We start from the raw sequence: 18,607 nt of genomic DNA, 5'->3' as shown, positions 1-18,607 counted from the left end.
CAACGGTACGTGACGTTCAAATTTGCCGCATGGGATCGCGACAACTGGGTTTTCTCTGGAAGGGGCAATGAAACACTATCTTGATGAGAAACCTTGCCCTTTGAACCTTTTGCAAGAAAACGGAGTGATGTCAGTAGGTGTAGCTTGTCCGGTTGCTAAGCACGCGACAATTTCACCAGTTGTACCGGCGAGCGTCAGGCCAACATGCTGATGACCGAAAGCATAAATCACCCTGATTGAGTGTCTTGAGAAGTCAAGCACAGGCAATCCATCTGGGAGTGTTGGTCGGAAACCCATCCATTCACTACTGGGCCCGCTCAAATCAGGCAGAGCTTCTCGGGCAGAGCGCCCGATATGGCGCAAAAGCCCGGTGTTGCGTTTCAGGGAAAATCCTCCCAGCTCGACAGTACCGGCGGCTCTTAGTTCTCCCTCCATTGGCGTCATGTAGATGCCACGCTCTGCCCAACCGCATGGCCGAGACAGAAGACTTTCGCCGGCTTGAAAGGCCACATGATAGCCGCGTTCGGTATCTAGCGGAATGACATCGCCGCAGCTTGCAGCCAAGCTGCGAGATTTCGCCCCGGCGGCAACGATCACGCGGTCGAAGGCCATAGGCGCACCAGCCTCGAAGTGCAGTATCGCGGATACATCTTGAGGTTCAATTCTACGTGCATTGTCGCGGACAATTTGCACATCATTCCGTACAAGCATTTCTGCCAACTGCAGCAACAACCGATGCGGTGAGCGGAACCTCCAACTCCCCCGGAATAAAACGCCTCGGGCGAACCGGGGCGCCAGTGCAGGTTCCAGTGCCCGAACCTCACTCGGTCCCAGAAGGTCGAACGCAGATCCGAGCTGATCACGAAGATCAAGGTCCGGTCGCGCCGCAGCGAAAGCGGTCTCCGTTCCGTAAAGATAAAGGCATTCCTGCTCGTCAATCAGCTCTCTGCCTAAATCATTTAGGATAGGATCCCACCCTGCTTGGGCTTGCCCCAACAAAGTGGAAAGTGCTGCCGAGGAAGCCCGTGAATTCACTGTAGTTGAGTGGTGCAGGAACGCTGCCAGCCAAGGCAGCATACGTGGCAGGTAGCTGGTCCGTAGGCGAAATGGGCTGTCCCTTGATAACAGATAGCTGGGAATATTAGCAAAAACCGAAGGATGGTTGACCGGTATGCTTGCATATGGAGCGAACGTTCCCGCGTTGCCATACGAAGCCCCAGATACCGGGCCGCTCTCGTCAACAATGGTAACTCGACACCCAGCACGGCGAAGATAGAATGCACAGGCGAGACCAATGGCGCCTGCTCCGATCACCCCAACATGCGTCATGATATCTGTCTCATCATATTTTATAGGCGTGTGGCATCACCAGACCTGCGTCAGTAGCCGTACCCAGTTTATGTCCCGCACATTCGCGATGCGCCGAGCTGATTAACCGCGCCATTCAATGACGGGCACGAGATAGAAAAGTCTGATGGGTCGGTCTTTGCGACCGATCCATTTTACTTAGCCGCCGTAGCCCAGCACCAGGCGCGGCAACGCCAAGGAGAGCGCGGGTATGAACGTTGTCAGAAACAACACCGGAAGATAACAAATGACGATAAAGGTCATTGTCGGTTTCAGCATCAACGGCAGTGTTGTCTTTCCGATCATTCCCGCAAAATAGAGGATTGGTGCTGTCGGCGGCGTAATGAGGCCCATGCCAAGACTAACGCCCATGATTGCGCCAAACTGGACGGGGTCAACGCCAATCTCCTGCACCACTGGCAGCAACATCGGTCCAGCAAGGAGGATGCCGCTAGCGTCATCGAGGAACATCCCAACGATGATCAGGAAAAGATTGATAAGCAGCAGCAAGCCTATCTTGCTCTCGGTGATAGCCAACAGTGCTTCAAGGATTGTCTGCGGTACGTTCTCCATCGTGAAGAGCCGCGCCAACATAGCGGCGAAGAAGATTAGGAGGATGAGCAGCCCGCTTGTTGCGCCGGCTTCCCATACCGCTTGGTAGAAGGTCCGGCGGTTAAGGCCCTTATAGACGAAGAATCCGACGGGGATGGCAAAAGCCACAGCGACGCTGGCCGCTTCAGTCGGCGTTGTAATGCCGCCGTAGATACAGCCGAGGATGACGATAGGCAGGAGTAAGCCGACAGAGGCCCTTTTGGTTTTGTTGGCGACGTCGGCGACGACCTCACGAGCGGGCACCGAAGCGGGCACTATGATTGGCATCCGCCGGGTAAGAAATTGGTTCACTGCGCAATAGAGGACGACCAGGATCAGGCCCGGCACGATAGGCGCAAGGAAGAGTGCAGTGATCGAGGTATTTGTTACCCAGCCGTACAGGATCATTGAGGCACTGGGCGGGAACAGCAGTGCGAGAACGGACGAACAGGCGACGAGGGAAGTCGCATAACCCCGATCATAGCCAAGCTCCACCATTCGCGGAATGAGAATAGAGCCCACCGCAGCAACGGCCGATGAGGCCATTCCAGAAATCGCGCCGAAGACCGCCATTGTCAGGACGACAACAATACCCATTCCACCACGGAAGCGACCGACCAGGCTTTCCGCCAGATCTACTAGACGTCCGGCCAGCCCACCGTGGATCATGAGGTTACCGGCAAGAATATAGAGCGGGATAGCAACAAGGACGATTGAGGAAATCTTGCCGAGGCCAGCAGGCACTAAGAACGTCGCCGAGCCATAATCGCCGACCAGGACCAAGAACAACACGGCGGCGGCGAAGCAGAGGGCGACCGGAACCCCGATCACCATGAGGACCATAAGAATAGCCACGTCAGCGAGTAGCACAGAGATCACGACCGGTCCTCCCCGAGTATTACCATGCTCACAGAAGCATTCGGGGTCGGCCGATTATCCCGTTCTTCGTCCACCGAAGTCCCCTGCGGCGTGTAATTAGTACCGCGAAACAAGCTTATGAGGCGCTCAATTGCTTCGATGATGAAGTAGAGCGACATCAGTGCAAGACCGATCGCCACCGACACATGGACGTAGACCATGGAAAAACCGAATTCGAGAGACACCATTCCTCGATCGTGCACCCACAGGACATATTGGACTGCCCAGACAGACATCCAGACGGACAACACCGCGGTAATGACCGAAGTTACAAAACCAGTATAATCCCTACTGCGACCCTCCGGCAGCATCACATCCATGAGACTGGCGGAGACGTGGCTGCGTGTATAAGCACCATACGCTGCGCCAATGAAGTAGAACCAGACGGCGAAAGTGAGTGCCATCTCCTCGAAACCATAGACAGAGCCGGAGGTGAAATATCGGATCATAACTTGGGCAAAAATCAACGCAGCGACCAAAATGCCCGTGATGAACAAGATGATGCGCAATATCCCCAGCTTCAGGCGCCAGAGGACAATCATTGCTCTGCTGATTATCTTGAGACTGCTTGTCATGCTCTTCTTGCCTTATGGAGCTCGTTCAAAGCTCGTTTGACAGGCTCAGCTTCCTCACTCCGCACAGGAGAACCGTAAGGCGCGAACTATGCGCCTTACTGAGTGGTGGATCATCTTAGTTTTCGAACCGCGCTAGAAGTTTCTCGAAGTTCTCTTCGCCGATCTCACCAGCGATCTTCGGCCAAACCTCCTCTCGTGCAACCCTGGCGAACTCGTCGAGTTCTTCCTGCGAGAAAATCACGACTTCGGCTCCGGCTTCTCGCAGCGCTTCGAGATATCGCGTATCCCGCTCCTCCATCTCCTCCATGCTGGCCAGCGTCATTTCATCCGCAACATCTGTGATGATCTGCTGGTCCTCAGGGGGGAGCGAGTCGAACGTGACTTTGTTTACAACCAGGAAATGGGGTTCAAAATGGTCGTTGTATTGCACCCAAGTTGTGGTCACGTCACGGAACGACTCGTACTGCATCTCTGCCGTTCCCCCGATGAGCCCGTCGACAATGCCGGTCTGCAAGCCAGTGTAGAGCTCGGCCCAAGGCAAGGGTGCAGTGGAGAAGCCGAAGCGTTCCATGAGTACGCGATGCGTCTCGCCGCCAGGCCAAACTCGCAGCTTCAGACTGTGCTGTGTGTTCGGGTCACCGGGATTTGGGACCGGCTTGGTAAAGCCGGCTCCGCCCAGCCCGGATCCGTAGACCCCTAAAAGCTCTAAATCCTGCTTCACAAGCGCTTCGGCAATCACCTCCGACACGTAGCCGCCGCGCGAAAATGCCTCCCGAGCCGAGTCGTAGTCGGTGACCGTGTAGGGAAACCAGCTCAAGGCTATGACTTTGTCAAACTTTGTGCTGAGTGACTGCGAAGCCATGTCGACGGCTCCCTGTATCACTTGCTCATGGACCTCGACCCAGTCGCCAAGCTGGTTTGCTGGGTAAACTGCGATTTTGATACGGCCCTCGGTGCCTTCCTCTACCTTCTTTGCAAACGTTTCAACATACGTAAGATGATCCGAACCAAGTTCGGCCATGGTCGACAAACGTAGCGTCGTTTGGGCGCTTGCAGCGCTGCTGAGGGCCAGTAGCAGGAGACCCGTCAAGCTGATTGCCCTGGCGGGTCCCGCAACAGCACATCGATCTAGTGTCGGCATTATTTCCTCCCTGTTTTATGGCCACTGATGGATTGCGACCATGGAGAACCCTATGAGCCGCTGATCTGAGTCGTCAATATAAACAAATTTTTTGCATATAAGGAAACTATCTTGCGCGTTCGCTGCTGGTGTGTGAGGCGTTGTTGAACAAGGAGAAGAGATCTTTCTTCTGCTGTCTTGCGCTGAAAAGAGGCCAACCTTGAAACAGGATCCGAACACTCGGGAGGCTGGGCCTCAGCCTGGAAGGGCCGGCAGCAACGGTGTTGCGGTAGCTATTGCGAGCATCCGTGCCGAACGCCGGATGACCCTCATGGATTTGAGCCGGCAGTCGAGCGTGGCGGCTTCGACAATCTCGCGGATTGAAAGCGGGCACACATCCCCGACGATTGCAGTGCTGACAAAGATTGCGGACGGCCTTGGTGTTTCAGTTTCTGTTCTGATTGAAGGGCAAGGGCCGCGTTTCGCACCGGGCTGCCGCACCATCATCCGCGCCGGTGACGGGCCGTGGCATAAGAATGCTCGGGGATCCTACAGATGGCTCGCAGCCGAAATTTCCAAAAAAGGCATGGCACCCGCCCTTCTGCGACCTCCAACAAGTTTGTCAATGTTCAGCGGGCATGCAGGCGAGGAATTTTTTATGGTCATCAACGGCTTGGTTGAGTTCCACATGCAGTATTATGCACCCATGTTGATGGAGACGGGCGACAGCGTCTATTTCGACGCTACTACACCTCATGCCGTTGTCAGTGTCGGCGGTCACGAGGCGACTATTCTGTCGATTGTCTCTCTTGCCGGACAGAACCATAGTGAAAATGATCTGATCTTAGGCTGACGGACCATCCTGTCCCTCAGTGATCCGTAAAAGCCAGAGAGAGGGGCGACTAGATTTCTCTCAGCAAGATCCCTGAGAAAACTCTAATGAAATCGGCGGGAGTTAAGGAACTCTACGTGCTAGCGATCCTGCGCCTAGCCGAAGGCAGCATTGCAGTAGCACGAGTTGTGCTGCGAATATGGCATGCGCACGGCGGCTTCGAGAAGGCGGGCCTGCGCTAGCCGCGCTTCCGGGGCGGGCGGGGACGATAGACGGGCAGCTGCCAGCCAAACAGCAGGCTGCCTGCGCGCAGACTCCACACCATCAGCGCGCAGGCAATCAAGGCATGTGGCCGCACCAGCCCCAGCCATGCCAGTGTAACGGCGACCAGCGCCCCCCCAAAGGCTGCCGTCAGATACAGCTCGCCCTGTTTCAGGACCAGCGGCACCTCGTTGCCCACCACGTCGCGCATCAGCCCACCGAATGTACCGGTCACGACCCCCATGATAACCACAATAACTGGGCCAAAACCGCCTTCCATCGCCACCCCCACACCGGCCGCGGCGGCCACGGCCAGTGCAACGCTGTCCAACCAGATCAACCAAGTGTAGCGACTCTCGAAGAGATGTGCGGTCCAGAAGACGACCAGCGCCGCCGCCGCCGCGAGGACCACGTAGGCGGGCTGAGCCACCCAAAACACCAGGTCCCGCCCAAGGATCAGATCGCGCAGGGTCCCCCCGCCGACGGCCGTCAGTGCAGCCATAAAGACAAAACCCACTGGGTCCAGCTGCGCCCGGCTGGCCACCAGCGCTCCGGTTAGCGCAAAGATCAGCACTGAGCCGAAATCCAGGATCGTCACCAGAGTGCCGAGGGTCATGTGAACGGCGCCACTTTAGCGCGAGCCGTTCCTCGCAAGCTTGGGAAGAGGGTGGAAGGAAAGCGAAGCGACGCATTCATTCTGAGAACAGCTCGATTTCAGGTGTCATCTATTTGAAAGGCAGCAGATAGTTTCCAATCTCATCGAGGTCCATATGGATAATGCCATAACTTGGTCATCGACGAAGCACGTGGTGATTAGGTGAAGGCCTTGGCTGAACGCTGCCGGATCAAGGGGGCAGTTCTGCCGCAGCGCAGCTTTCCAAAACCGGTCACTTGAGTGTGCTGCAGCATTTCCTGCAGGTAGTTTCGCCTGTGCGAATACGAGCGATATCTGCACAATCGAGACGCTGGCAGTCTTCGATATGGTTGTCTACCGATCCAGCGCAACCGCGCCTGCATGCTTCGAGAGGCAGCATCTGATTGCTTTATCATTTGGTGCTGTTAGCTTCCTCCTGTCCGGCATGACCGGGGAAGTCGCTTGGAAGCCGACGCTGCCCCCGCAACTGTACGCGGCGAGCCGGCCTCGCGATGCCACTGGCCTTTTGGCTTGGAAGGTGAGGGTCCTGTAATGAACCGCGAGCCGGGAAACCTTTCGCCTGACACAAATGAACCCGCAATCCGGCGCGCTTGATGGTACGCCTATGCGTCAAAAAAATTCCTTCCGTCAACCAGAACATCGACCGGCGTGACTACAGAACTGTGGTTGCCGTCGTAACCAACGCACCTTCGGCTGCGCCCGCGATGCCGGCGGCATTCGCCTCATCCGTATCTATATGCATCTCCATCACAATTCCCGGCGCAACGCGGATCAGGACGCGGTGGAAGACGAGATCCCGGCCTCCAGGAGCGGCGATGCGAACATTGACGAAGCTGCCGTCCTCGACGCCCAAGGCTTCTGCGTCTACCGGGTTGGTATGGATGTGGCGCGCCGCAACTATCAGGCCGTCGCAGGCGCAGGATCCTGCAGGACCAACCAGGCGCACCAACGGCGTACCGTCGAGCTTGCCGCTGTCGCGCACCGGCGCGTCAAGGCCGAGGGCAAACCCGTCTGTGCGGGAGATTTCGGTCTGCGTGCGCGGGCGCATTGGACCGAGGATGGCAACGCGATCCAGCCGCCCCTTGGGGCCTTCCAGCGCAATCCGCTCCTGCGCGACCCAGTTGCCGGGCTGGCGCAGGGGTGCGCCCGGCGTCAGCTGATAATCGGGACCGAACAAGGCCTCCACCACCTCGGCCGACAAGTGAACATGACGCCCCGAGACGGCAACCGGGATGCTGCGCTGGATAGGGGCAGGTCGCGCCAGAAGCTGGCGCACCTCGCGCGCGATCATCAGCTGTTCGGCTGTCTCCGTCACAATCACGGCGACGCGGCTACCCTGCGCCTGGATCTGCGGCGCCGCCTGGTCGGAAAGGTCTGGCGCCCGGTTCCGGTCGTCGTCCAGCATCAGCCCGAGAAATTCGAGCCCGTCGCAGATCCGACGCCGCATCGAGGCAGAGTTCTCGCCGATCCCGCCGGTGAACACCACCGCGTCCAGCCCGCCCATTGCCGCCGCATAAGCGCCAACATATTTGCGGGTGCGGTAGGCATATATGTTGATTGCCAGTTGCGCTGCGGCATCTCCTTCCGCTGCTCGTTCCTCCACGTCACGCATGTCCGAGCTGCCGGCCAACGCCTTCAAGCCGCTGTCGGCGTATAGCGCGCCCTCGATCGCCGAGACGTCCAGCCCCAACTCGCGCTGTAGGAAGCCGAAGGCGCCAGGGTCGACGTCTCCCGAGCGCGTGCCCATCACCAACCCCTCCAGCGGAGTCATCCCCATCGAGCTGTCGATGCTGCGCCCGTACTGCACCGCGCAGGCGCTGGCGCCATTGCCCAGATGAACGCTGATGATCCGCAGGTCCGAGGCTTTCTGACCAAGCGCCTCGGCCGCCCGCTCGGCAACGTATTTGTGCGAGGTGCCGTGAAAGCCGAAGCGTCTGAGGCCAGCTTCCCGCCAAGTGGCGGGAACGGCATAGGTGGTGGCGCGGGCCGGGTTCGTCAGGTGAAAGCTGGTATCGAAGACCGCCACATGCGCAAGCGCCGGCCAGAGATCCCGCGCCATCCGCACCGCATGAAGCATGACGGGGTTGTGAAGGGGTGCGAGCGGCGTCTGCGCCTCGATCTCGGCTATGACATCATCGTCAATGCGCGTTGGACCAGTGAACTCGACCCCGCCATGGGCGAGCCGGTGGCCCACAGCTTCGATCCCTGCCACATCGTGCTGATCCAGAAGCGCCGGGACGGCTGCGATCGCGGCTGCAAGATCCCGGTGCGGCGCACGACTCTTGACGCCCACGACTGTCAGATCGCAGCCCTCAGGAGTGAACCTGTCGAAGCCGGCCTTGAAGACCTGCCGCTTGCCGTCGAAGACGCCAAGCTTCAGGCTGGAGCTGCCAGCGTTGAAGACAAGGACTCTCATGCGGTGTTTCCTTTCGGACGGCGCTTCCGGAGGGCGGCGTTACGCGATCCTGATGCGCTACATGGTCACGGTGCACTTGACCCAGATTCGATGTCGCTGAGAAAGATCGAGCAGCTATGCCCGGATCTGGCTCAGACGCTTTGCGTTGGCCGTGACCTGCTGGTGCACCGGCGCCAGGGCGAGGCCGCCTACATCCATGCTTCGCGTGACCATGCGGGTCATGTGTGACAGCCAGGCCTCTGCGATGTCGCTCATGCCACGCCCGGTTACCGGGCGCACCGTGACGAACAGTCTGCCGAGCTGCTGCGCTTGCTCGGTGGTTTCGGTACACATCGCCGCCCATTGCGCCACAAGCGCTTGGTGGACCTCGGACAGGGCGACCAGTTTTTCCTGCACCATGCCGCCGATCTCCGCATAGTCGGCTTTGGCGGGATTAGCGGCCGCCTGGCCCATGATGGTCATGCGCGCGCCGATGACGCTGCCGGAGGCTGCCATCATCTCGTTCATCTGAAGGCTTGTTGTCACCATGGCGGAACTGGCCTTTGCCAGCTCGGCCCAAGCATTGGTACCTGCTACGATCAACTTGATTATCCTTGCATCCTTGGAGAACAAGAGGCGGGCGCGGCACGCTGCGCCGCCGCCCGCCCCTTGGAGTGCCGGCACATGGTGCGCCGCTGCGGTGGTGCAGCGACGCGCGTCTAAGCCGGCGGTTTTGACGTTACGCCGTTTCGCGGATGCGCGTCTGAAGTGGGCTCAGCGCCTGTTCCGAACTGCGCTGCGCGATCTGCAGCATGGCCGTGCGGCGCTCCATCCAGTTTTGCATGGTGGTGGTGGCAAACTCGCGCTGAAGTACCGCGACGTCCTTTACCGACTTTGCGCCAAGCAGCTTCTGCGACGCGTCCGCATTGGCGCGAGCGGTCTTCTCAAACCAGTTCGACCAAACCGAGGTGGCATCTGACACGGCCTGTGCCGTGGCAGAGGACGAGGTTGTCACAACCTGCAGGTCCGCGGCCAAAGTTCTTGCCGCGTCGCTGTAGATCGTCAGCGCCTCGCGGCTGTCCGAAGCAGCCTGCTGGGTCCGTTCGGTCAGGGTTTCGGTCAGCTGGCGCGCCTCGTTCTGCATCGCGGCCGCACCACGCTGCATCGTCTCGGCTCCCTCGCGCGTTGCTCGCTCCGCCTCTTTCCGAACCCGCGCCGCCGCACGCTCGGCCCGTGCAGCCTCTTCGGCCGCCTCTTCCTGACGCTCGGCTTCAGCGCGTTCATCGCGCTTGGCCTGGCGTGCCGCCGCGCGCTCGTCCGCTGCGGCTTGCTCTGCTTCCTCAGCCTCGCGTTTGGCCTGTGCCTGCTCTTCGCGCTTCTCGTTGCGCTTGGCGGTCTCGGCCTCTTCGACGGCGCCCTCCATGGCGGCAGCAACGGAAGCGGCCTCATCGTTGTTCAGCACCTTCAGCGCCGCCGGAAGCAGGTCCTTGCGCTCGCTCTGGACCAGCTGCTGGAAGCTCTTGTTCAGGTCCGTGACGGCGGCGAGGAACGCATCCTGGTCCTTCGGCACCCCAGACAGCTTGTCCAGAGCAGCCCGGAGGTCCTTGTTGCCCTTCAGGGCATTGACGGCCATCTCCTTGGTGTCGTCCTGCTTGCGAAGCAGCGGAAGAAGGTGCGCTTCCGCGACATCGACATAGCGCGTCAGCGCGCCATTCAGCTCCGAGAGCAGGCTCTCGCGGCTCTTCACGGCCTGATTGGACGTGGCGGCCAGCTTGGTGAGCAAGGTCGCGGCATTTTCCGAGGAGGCTTGAATGGTTTGGCGAAGGGTCATTGGATAAATCCCAGGCGCTCTCCTGAACCCGAAGCCCGCCGCAAAGCCCCCGCCGAAGTGCAGGAGCATCACATCCAGGTCGTTCAAGGAAGCTCAAGCAGGATCATCCGAGAAGGATTCTTCGCATGTCTTGCTGCAGTGCAACATAGGCCAAAAACAGCGTAAAACAAAGAGGTATATTGCTATCGAAGCAAAGGTTGCCGGTACTTCCAGTATAAAATGCTGCAGCGCAGCAAAGAAGTTCCACACAAAGAACACGTTGGCGGATTATCCGCTACGCAAATTTATTTTTCGAAGCCTTAGCCCAGTCAAAACGCCCCTGTAGAACCACGGCAGTGAGGTGCAGTTGGCTTCGCGAACTCCCGATCCGACGGCGGGAGCATTAGCCTGTCCAGTGGCAGGATGTTAGCGAGTGCTTCAGACGCTGGCATCGATTGGAAAGCACAATTTGCCCAGATCCAAGAGGCCGTCTACGCTGCGGTGAGTACCAATGGCTGCTCTGGGGCAGCCGCACCGTGGTAACCACGGGCACGTGGCGGACGGCCTTGAGCCACTTCTTTTGCTGCAGCTGCATTCGCTGCAGCCAGCGTGAACGGCGGAGATGGGCTCTTCGCGTCGATGCTGCGCCGACTGCTGACCGTCCGCTTTCGTCAATCTAGCAAACCCGAGAGGCAGACTGCCTGATAGAAAAGGCAGAACTATGTGCCACAGAACATGGGCGAGGGGTCAGGCGAGGAAGCGCGCAGCGCGCCCCTCTCCTGAACCCTTGCCTCCCGGCGAGGGCAGGGGGGGAACCGCCGCAATGGGAAAATCAAACGGACAAGGGGGTGGTGCGGCCCGCAGCCGAAGGCGAGGACACGGCCCCGCAGGACGTGCAGCATTTTCCGGTTGCGGTGGGGGACCGGCGGTCCCCTGACGGACAGGCGCGCAGCGCCTGGCCCAGCAAGGGCAGGGGGCGTTTGGCTTGTCCAAATCCCCCCTGCGTCTCGATCGCCGTGCCTCGCGCGGGGATCTCGTTATTTCAAATAAACCTGGGACCAAAATAGGAACAGATAAGATCGCGTCGGGTTGTGATCAGCTAATCCCGTGACCTTGAAGTTTTTGCTGAGGTGGACTGCATGGTTCGTTCTGAATTGATAAAGAGAATTGTAGCTGAAAGACCTCATCTTCCATCAAGGGACGTCGAGGCCGCAGTTGATAAGATCTTTGAGGCAATTATCGCGAGCCTTGCGCGTGGACAAAGGGTTGAGATCAGAGGATTCGGTGTTTTTGAAGTCAGACCTAGGGTAGCGTTCACCGGTCGAAACCCCAAGACCGGGATAGCGGTATCCGTACCGCAAAAGTCCGTGCCTTGGTTCAGGGGTTCTATCATGCTCTATGACAGACTTAATCTAAAAGATTAACAAAAGCTGTCTCACAAGATAATCAGGATGCGCGTGGTTTGCGTCAGCGGTCCCGCCCGTCAGGGACGAGATGGGCGGGGCAGGGCGCCCAGGACCGGTGTGCGGGGGGATGGCTCGGGACGAGACATTCACCCGTGCAGCGCAGCCGGGCGCATCGCCCCGACCAGCTCGGGTGGAGGCCGGTCTTGCCGGCCGGAACCGGGGGCGCGGCCCGAAGGGGACGCCCGGATCGCTGTCTATGACCGGGTTTCGGGCTTGATGATGTCATGAAGCCAATTCGCAGCTTCTTGGCCCTTGGCGACCCATTCCTCAATGACATTCTCAGACATGTCCTGCCTCAAGGATTTTATCGACTGATCTACGATTTTCTTTTGTCGCCGACTTGCTTCCCGCATGTCAGCGATTTTGAGCATGGGATATAGCCTGCTCATTCCAGACGACACGCAAAGTTCTTCCAGCCTGTATTCTATCGACTGTTCATCGCTTGGCAGCTCGTCGTGGCGATCCAGATACAGCGCGGAACAATGCAACGCTTCGTGCAGGATCGTGTCGAACAATTCCAGCTTGTCGCCTTTGTGTTTGAGGACATTCAGATAAATTATCGGCCTCTGACCTTTGGGATAGAACGAGAGTCCGTATCGCCTGCTTTGACCAACAGTTTCGGGCTTCCAGAACGTATCTGCTCGGACAACTGCCACGTGGCTCATGATACGGGTGGCCGCGTTTATCATATCTGCATTTGTAAAAACTGCTGGATCGAAGTCGATGCTTTTTTCCATGAAGTAGTGCGCTTTATCTTCAAGGCTCATGTCGATCATAATATTTCCGGCTGTTGAATAGAGGTTTCTCAAAAGACATTGCTTTGATAATAACTGCGGACCAACATGGCGCAAGGGATGCGAAGCATCACCTGCGCCATGTTTTTTCTGCTTTGATTCTTATTCTGCCGTTTCTGTATCGCGGTGCTGCCTTGCTGAAGGCAAGGCTCCGCCCGAAGGGCCGGGCCTGGCGGTGGGGGCCGGCGCAGACGGCCACCCCCGCCAGGTCATCAAGACGCCGCCCATTCCTGGCATTCGCTCTGCTTTTTCTTGCCCTGTCACGACATAAGGCGGCGATGAAAAAAAGGCCCCGCGCGAGGCGGGGCCAGTTGAACCTTCGTCGCAGAAGGATGGGCGGGGCCGCGCTCTACTGAACAGGAGCTGCGGCGGAAATGTCGGTTTGAGCGGTAGTAAAACAGGGGCGGGCGTTCTTGTGGATTGCAGCGGCGGTGAGCATCGCCTGCCGGTCTTCAATAAATGTTTATAGCTCGCTGCGCGGGTCTATTCAGGTGTTGCCATCCCAATAAGTTGCAACATACATTCGGGTTCTTCCTCCTGTTGGATTGAAGGGGCGGCTATTCTCCCCGCCCCTTCATTTTTTTTAGAAGCAGTCCGGGGTCCAAGCCTCGATGCGGGCCTTCTTCTCCGCGTCGATCTTCCATGCCTTCTGATATTCGGCATCGCTGAACAGCCGCTCCATGCAGTATGCCTTTTCAGCCTTCTTCTGCGCCTTGTGCGCCTTGAAGCCGTTCCCCTGCGGATCGCAGCCGGTCAGTTCCAGATGCAGCGTGTCCAGATAGTCGGCGCTGACGCGGCTGAAAAAGTTCTCGGCGGTGGGCGTCCAGACCTTGCGGACACCGGCCCCGGCATCGGCCTCGATCAGCCCAAAAAACTCCGCACTGCCTGCGCCGTAGGGCAGGGTCCGCGCCACGCTCTCGACCAGCGCCGCGTTGCGGGCTTTCTTGCCAGCGGCGATGAACGTGCGGAAGGCGGTCGCCAGATCGTCCACCCGTAGTTCCCGGCGGCTCCATGCCTCATGTCCCGCAGGGGCATGGGTCAGCCGTTCGGAAAACTCCAACCCCTCGGGCTTGCTTGGGCAGTTGTTGGGGCGTCCCGGCGACAGGTCGAAAACATGGGTGCTGACACCCGATGCCAGCGACATGCCGAAGGCCAGCAGGTCAAAGATCATTTCCGGCTTGTCCAGCAGCGCGGTCTGGATCGCGGCCAGCCGCACGGCCTTCATGTCCTCGACCAGCGCACCGGAATAGGGCGACTTGGGCGCATCCTCGACGCTGGCCGCGCCGTGGCGCGTTGCGGCATGTCCGGTCAGAACCTCTGCCTCGATTGCCTCAGCGCGATCCTCGGGCCGAACCCATGCAGCCGTTTCGCCCAGGGTGCCATCATTGCGGACGTAGATGAAAACCCCGGCAACCGCGCGCTGCGCGTCGGTGAAACCGCCTTCAACGATGTTCGTCAGGTCGGCAAATTCCGCTTGTCCCGCCTCGTCCAGAACGTCGCCCTCGGCCAGCTCCGCCAGTTCGTCGTAACGCTCGCTCTGTTCCTCGCTTAGGACGCCCGGAACAGGATAGATGCGGTCCAGCTTCTCGGCAGTGCCGTAGGGCACATAGCTGTCGGGCATGGCCTCGACCCACTTCCAGACTTCACCGATCTTTGCCGCTGCCTCGTTCATCTTCTTGGTGAACAGGCGAGCCAGCAGATCGCCATCGTGAAGCGCGGTGGTGTCGCTGAACAGATCGCGGTTCATCCGCCCGCCCGCTGCGGTGTAGGCGTCCAGTCCGACAAACAGGGCGCGGCGGTCGGTGCCGCTGATCGCTTCCGGCTGCAAAGCCTGCTTGATGCGGTATTCGGACACGTCACGGCCCATCACCTCGGCCAGAACCTGCAAGGTCAGGGCCTCGTCCTGGGACACGGTAAAGGCTTTCGCCATGCCAAGGCTGATCTGCCCCGCCTTCAAGGCGTCCAGAACAGCGGCGGGCAGTGCTGCCAGCGAAAGGCGGCGGTAAACATGCGCCTCGGTCTTGCCGAAGCTGCGGGCGATGGTGGACACGTCTGCGCCTGCATCCTTCATCCGGCCATAGGCACGGATTTCATCGGCGGGTGCCAAGTCCTCGCGGGCGGCGTTCTCGGCGCTGGCCCATGCCCGCGCGGTCGCCTCGTCAGGGGCGATACGGACCGGAACGGATGCCAGTTCCGGGTGGCGCTTGGTCACGGTCGGATCACGCTCGACCGCGCGGGCGATGGCGCGTAGCCTGCGGCCCCCGGCGACGATGCCGACGCGGCCATCCGCATCGACGGTGCCGGAAAGGTTCTGGATCAGGCCGATCATGGCAAGGCTGTCGGCCAGCAGGTCGATCCCCTCCGGGTCCGCGTCCTGCCGCGGGTTCATGTCGGAGACATAGAGTTGGGCCAGCGGGAAATACTGGATGGCGGCGGCGGCGATAATTTCGGTTTTCATGGGGTGTATTCCTGTGTGCGACGATTATGTTATGGGTGCCTTGTCCAGTGTGAGGGCAGGACAAGGCGGGGGGCTTAAACGGCCCCGTACTGGTTCAGGAAGCGGCGGCCGATCCCAAAATCATCGCCCTTCCTGACAAGCGCCCATGCTTCCGCGAGGCGCTGTTCAAAGATTGCTTTGCTCATGTGTTCACCCCCTTTCCGGTTGAAGCTGCGGGAAGCACCGGCCTGCTCACGGAGCGAAAGCAGGCCGATCACTGGTCAGTGTTCGGACGGCAGGTAGAGCGTCAGGACACGGCGCGTCTGGTCGGGGTCACAGGCGCAATCGGGCATCGTCGCGCCGTAGGTGTAGGCGGTGTCGTAGAGGTCGATCTTCCAAAAGATCGCAGCACCATCGGCCTCCACGCGACCAAAAGAATGATCCTCCCAAGGGTCGTTTTCCTCGGTGAAGTCGGTGAAGTTGATGACCTTCTCCATCAGGGCAGATTTGGTCGCCACGGGCAGGGCCTCGAAACCCGGCGTGACGACAGCGCGGCCTTTCAGATGATGGTCCCGCCATAGGGCGGCAAAGCCCAGGCAACGGCGGAAGGCATCGTTCTGCTCTGCGATCAGCAGTCGCAGCATGTGGTCGCGGGCCTGCTCGGCGGCGGTGTCGGTCTGGTTTGCTTGTGCCATTTGGCGTTCCTTCTTTTGCGACGATCCCGGCCCGGACTTTGCCCTGTGGCCGGTGCCCAAAATGGGCGAGGGGTCAGGCGAGGAAGCGCGCAGCGCGCCCCTCTCCTGAACCCTTGCTCCCGGCCGAGGGCAGGGGGGGAACCGCCGCAATGGGAAAATCAAACGGACAAGGGGGTGGTGCGGCCCGCAGCGCGCAGCGCGAGGACACGGCCCCGCAGGACGTGCAGCATTTTCCTGTTGCGGTGGGGGACCGGCGGTCCCCTGACGGACAGGCGCGCAGCGCCTGGCCCAACAAGGGCAGGGGGCGTTTGGCTTGTCCAAATCCCCCCTGCGTCTCGATCGCCGCGCCTTGCGCGGGGATCTCGCTATCCTATGAGCGACAGAGATTTATGCTCTACTGACCCTCTATCGCGCGCGCCTTGCGTCAGCGGTCCCGCCCGTGAGGGACGAGATGGGCGGGGCAGGGCGCCCAGGACCGGTGTGCGGGGGGATGGCTCGGGACGAGACATTCACCCGTGCAGCGCAGCCGGGCGCATCGCCCCGACCAGCTCGGGTGGAGGCCGGTCTTGCCGGCCGGAACCGGGGGCGCGGCCCGAAGGGGACGCCCGGATCGGTCAGAGAAACAGCGCAGAAATCTGCATCAGCATGCCGAGGCCCGAAAGCATCAGCATAAGACCCCAGAAACTAAAGCCTGATTGTTCCTTATCTGAAGGAGTCGGATCGTTTCTGAACACGCCACAGACTTCGCACGCCGAAGGTGTTTCAGACGTTGTGGCACAAAATTGACAACAGTATTTCATGATAATCTCGCTTTTTGTTGGTTATCTTTTACTCTGAAACCAACTTTCAGTAACGACTATTCTGCTTACTTAATTTGACGCCTTTGCCAGTGCCGGTCGGAGCGATCTTCAACCGCAATCCTGCGCCGATGATGAAGCTCCTGAGAATATCCGGTTGTATCTGCGCAGCCTCATTCAGCATATCTGCCAGGATGCCTGTATTTTTCTCGGCTTCACGTTGGAAGATCCGCCGGTAATCCCTGCTATCGAGATAGAGGTTGAAGATTTCGTAGTCGATGTTCTTGGCGCATGAGACCATGTAGGCGGCGATATAGGGGATGCCTTTCTCTACCATGTAGTTCCGAGGCAGGCCATTGTCCCGAATGAAGTCTAGGCAGAAGTTCTCTGCGCCCGTGATTGCAAGCCTCATCTCATCATCGCCATTGGACAGATCGCCTACAGAGTTTATGGCAACAACCCATTGAAAATGGTTCATCCTCGGAGCCTTTCAATCCTCAATTTGACATTCAATGCCTCTATTCACACTAGCTTTTTGGTCACTCCTATACCAATAAACAAATGAACTAATAAGAAACCGCCGTGCCAAGCGATTATTTTGACTTGCCTGGGATACCAGGCAAGTCAAATTCTTCGGGTGCCCACAGCCACGGTGGATAGACGCCATCGGCGGCGATCTTTTGCAGCGCGGTAAACTCCTCCTCCCCGAGGTCATGATTGGGGGCGAACATGGCGACAGGCGTTCCAGTATCCAGCAGCAGGGCATTGGCGACGGGGGCTTTGGCCGACAGGTTGTATTTCAGGCATTTGATGAAGTCGCGCTCGGCCAGGGCGTCCAGCAGCTGGTGTTCGCGGTCGTGATCGAACGGAATCCATTGCCCGTTGACGGGCATGACGGCAATTTCGCGGATGTTGCCGTGGCTCGGCTTCGGGCTGAAGGTCGCGATGACGATCAGGTGGCTGTTCGGTGTGGCCTCGATCGTCTCGATCTTGTCGGCCGCGATCCTGTCGAACCGCTTCCCGGTCTCCTCGTCCAGAAACATGGGATAGTCCGGCAGATGCTTGAGGATCAGCTTTCGACCGTAGGTCGAAGGCTCATAGCCTTTGTATTCCGCAATGACGATGCCAAGGGGTGTGGGCTTTCCTGCAACCGGCTGAAGCCGGTGCAGGAAGCGCCGCCGGTCGGCGGCGAGCCTTTCCTTTTCCTCGATCGAATAGAGCGGAGGGACAAAGAGATTGCCCGAAATCGGCCCGGCCTTCGTGCTGACTTTTGCGGCCGCGGCCATCAATTCACGGTGGATGATGAACCAGCTGCGGCGGCGGCCGTAAGTGCTTCGCCACTTGTTCAGACCTGCGGCTTCCCAAAGGTAGTGCAGCATGGCCAGCAGGCGCAGTTTTGCCGGGCTGGCGACGGCGGATGATGCGGCCTCTCCCGGATCGGCCACGGGGGCGGCCCGTCCACCCTTCACCGATAGCGGAAAATCCAGCTTGAGCATCGTGCCGCCCGCCTCGTCGGTCACGATGGCCTGACCGTTCACCTGGCCCAGGCCGGACAGTTCCGGGGGTGGATCGAATGTCTCACAAACCGGATCGTGAAGATGCCCCGTTCCGGGCATTCGTTTCAGGATATATTCGTTCCCGACCTTGGCGATATACATTGCCGGTTCCTGACGGCTGCATTGGCACAGAGGCCTGGCCTTCTTATCGTATGCGCCTTCCAAGATCCGCTGCAAACCTTCGGTCGATGCGCTGAAAAGCGAATGACCGAGGCGATAAGTGTTTTCGGCTGCCATAATGCTCTCCTTCAATAAGAAAGAGAATCGCCTATATCAGCCGTAATTTCCAGAGAATATTGCTGTGTCTGGTTGTGAATTGGCCCGGCGATGATTTAAACTCGGGGAATCCGTATCATGC

15 protein-coding genes and 1 riboswitch are annotated in these 18,607 nt (G+C 59.1%); of the genes, 2 read left to right on the top strand and 13 right to left on the bottom strand.

Annotated elements, in window-relative coordinates:
- Window positions 1-75: 75 nt before the first annotated feature.
- The 4 genes from EOJ32_RS17125 to dctP all read right to left on the bottom strand — a co-directional run bounded on the left by EOJ32_RS17125 (window position 76) and on the right by dctP (window position 4,521).
- Complete coding sequence (locus tag EOJ32_RS17125) at window positions 76-1,329, bottom strand: FAD-binding oxidoreductase (RefSeq protein ID WP_127899596.1); 1,254 nt, start codon at window positions 1,327-1,329, stop codon at window positions 76-78.
- A gap of 177 nt (window positions 1,330-1,506) precedes the next feature.
- Window positions 1,507-2,817 (bottom strand): TRAP transporter large permease, encoded by a 1,311-nt coding sequence (locus EOJ32_RS17120; protein ID WP_127899595.1) that lies wholly within the window; start codon window positions 2,815-2,817, stop codon window positions 1,507-1,509.
- The gene (locus EOJ32_RS17115) at window positions 2,814-3,431 is read right to left on the bottom strand and encodes a TRAP transporter small permease (RefSeq protein ID WP_127899594.1); all 618 of its coding nucleotides are present in this window, start codon (window positions 3,429-3,431) and stop codon (window positions 2,814-2,816) included. The genes EOJ32_RS17120 and EOJ32_RS17115 overlap by 4 nt, the downstream gene beginning before the upstream one ends.
- Window positions 3,432-3,546: 115 nt before the next feature.
- Entirely contained in the window at window positions 3,547-4,521 is a 975-nt protein-coding gene (gene dctP, locus EOJ32_RS17110; protein WP_164871489.1) for a TRAP transporter substrate-binding protein DctP, read from the bottom strand.
- A gap of 250 nt (window positions 4,522-4,771) precedes the next feature.
- Here dctP and EOJ32_RS17105 point away from each other — a divergent pair, with 250 nt between their 5' ends.
- On the top strand, window positions 4,772-5,404 hold the full coding sequence (locus EOJ32_RS17105; RefSeq protein WP_127899592.1) for a helix-turn-helix domain-containing protein: 633 nt from the start codon (window positions 4,772-4,774) through the stop codon (window positions 5,402-5,404).
- Window positions 5,405-5,621: 217 nt separating this feature from the next.
- Here EOJ32_RS17105 and EOJ32_RS17100 read toward each other — a convergent pair whose 3' ends face one another.
- The 4 genes from EOJ32_RS17100 to EOJ32_RS17085 form a co-directional block, all read right to left on the bottom strand.
- On the bottom strand, window positions 5,622-6,260 hold the full coding sequence (locus tag EOJ32_RS17100; protein WP_127899591.1) for a trimeric intracellular cation channel family protein: 639 nt from the start codon (window positions 6,258-6,260) through the stop codon (window positions 5,622-5,624).
- 427 nt (window positions 6,261-6,687) lie between these two features.
- Window positions 6,688-6,874, top strand: a riboswitch (cobalamin riboswitch).
- A 77-nt stretch (window positions 6,875-6,951) separates the two neighbouring features.
- Window positions 6,952-8,715, bottom strand: a complete 1,764-nt coding sequence (locus EOJ32_RS17095) for an acetate/propionate family kinase (RefSeq protein ID WP_127899590.1) — start codon at window positions 8,713-8,715, stop codon at window positions 6,952-6,954.
- A 114-nt stretch (window positions 8,716-8,829) separates the two neighbouring features.
- Entirely contained in the window at window positions 8,830-9,297 is a 468-nt protein-coding gene (locus tag EOJ32_RS17090; protein ID WP_127899589.1) for a hypothetical protein, read from the bottom strand.
- Between the two features lie 136 nt (window positions 9,298-9,433).
- Window positions 9,434-10,612: a phasin family protein gene (locus tag EOJ32_RS17085; RefSeq protein ID WP_127899588.1), complete on the bottom strand. Its 1,179-nt coding sequence runs from the start codon at window positions 10,610-10,612 to the stop codon at window positions 9,434-9,436.
- A gap of 1,031 nt (window positions 10,613-11,643) precedes the next feature.
- Here EOJ32_RS17085 and EOJ32_RS17080 point away from each other — a divergent pair.
- Window positions 11,644-11,928: an HU family DNA-binding protein gene (locus EOJ32_RS17080; RefSeq protein ID WP_127899587.1), complete on the top strand. Its 285-nt coding sequence runs from the start codon at window positions 11,644-11,646 to the stop codon at window positions 11,926-11,928.
- Between the two features lie 236 nt (window positions 11,929-12,164).
- On the opposite strand, the gene EOJ32_RS17075 is transcribed toward EOJ32_RS17080, so the two are convergent.
- The 5 genes from EOJ32_RS17075 to EOJ32_RS17055 all read right to left on the bottom strand — a co-directional run bounded on the left by EOJ32_RS17075 (window position 12,165) and on the right by EOJ32_RS17055 (window position 18,486).
- Entirely contained in the window at window positions 12,165-12,746 is a 582-nt protein-coding gene (locus EOJ32_RS17075; RefSeq protein ID WP_127899586.1) for a hypothetical protein, read from the bottom strand.
- A gap of 601 nt (window positions 12,747-13,347) precedes the next feature.
- Window positions 13,348-15,222 carry a ParB/RepB/Spo0J family partition protein gene (locus EOJ32_RS17070; RefSeq protein WP_127899585.1) on the bottom strand — a complete coding sequence of 625 codons (1,875 nt, stop codon included), beginning with the start codon at window positions 15,220-15,222 and terminating at the stop codon, window positions 13,348-13,350.
- 260 nt (window positions 15,223-15,482) lie between these two features.
- The gene (locus EOJ32_RS17065) at window positions 15,483-15,896 is read right to left on the bottom strand and encodes a DUF3768 domain-containing protein (protein WP_127899584.1); all 414 of its coding nucleotides are present in this window, start codon (window positions 15,894-15,896) and stop codon (window positions 15,483-15,485) included.
- An 846-nt stretch (window positions 15,897-16,742) separates the two neighbouring features.
- Window positions 16,743-17,171 carry a hypothetical protein gene (locus EOJ32_RS17060; protein WP_127899583.1) on the bottom strand — a complete coding sequence of 143 codons (429 nt, stop codon included), beginning with the start codon at window positions 17,169-17,171 and terminating at the stop codon, window positions 16,743-16,745.
- 115 nt (window positions 17,172-17,286) lie between these two features.
- Window positions 17,287-18,486 carry a DUF1173 family protein gene (locus tag EOJ32_RS17055; protein ID WP_127899582.1) on the bottom strand — a complete coding sequence of 400 codons (1,200 nt, stop codon included), beginning with the start codon at window positions 18,484-18,486 and terminating at the stop codon, window positions 17,287-17,289.
- Between the last annotated feature and the right edge of the window lie 121 nt (window positions 18,487-18,607).

Source organism: Paracoccus sp. Arc7-R13 (assembly GCF_004010775.1).
In the GTDB taxonomy this organism is placed as follows: domain Bacteria; phylum Pseudomonadota; class Alphaproteobacteria; order Rhodobacterales; family Rhodobacteraceae; genus Paracoccus; species Paracoccus marcusii.
The sequence above is the reverse complement of the archived record's forward strand: the minus strand, read 5'-3'. Positions and strand labels throughout refer to the sequence as shown.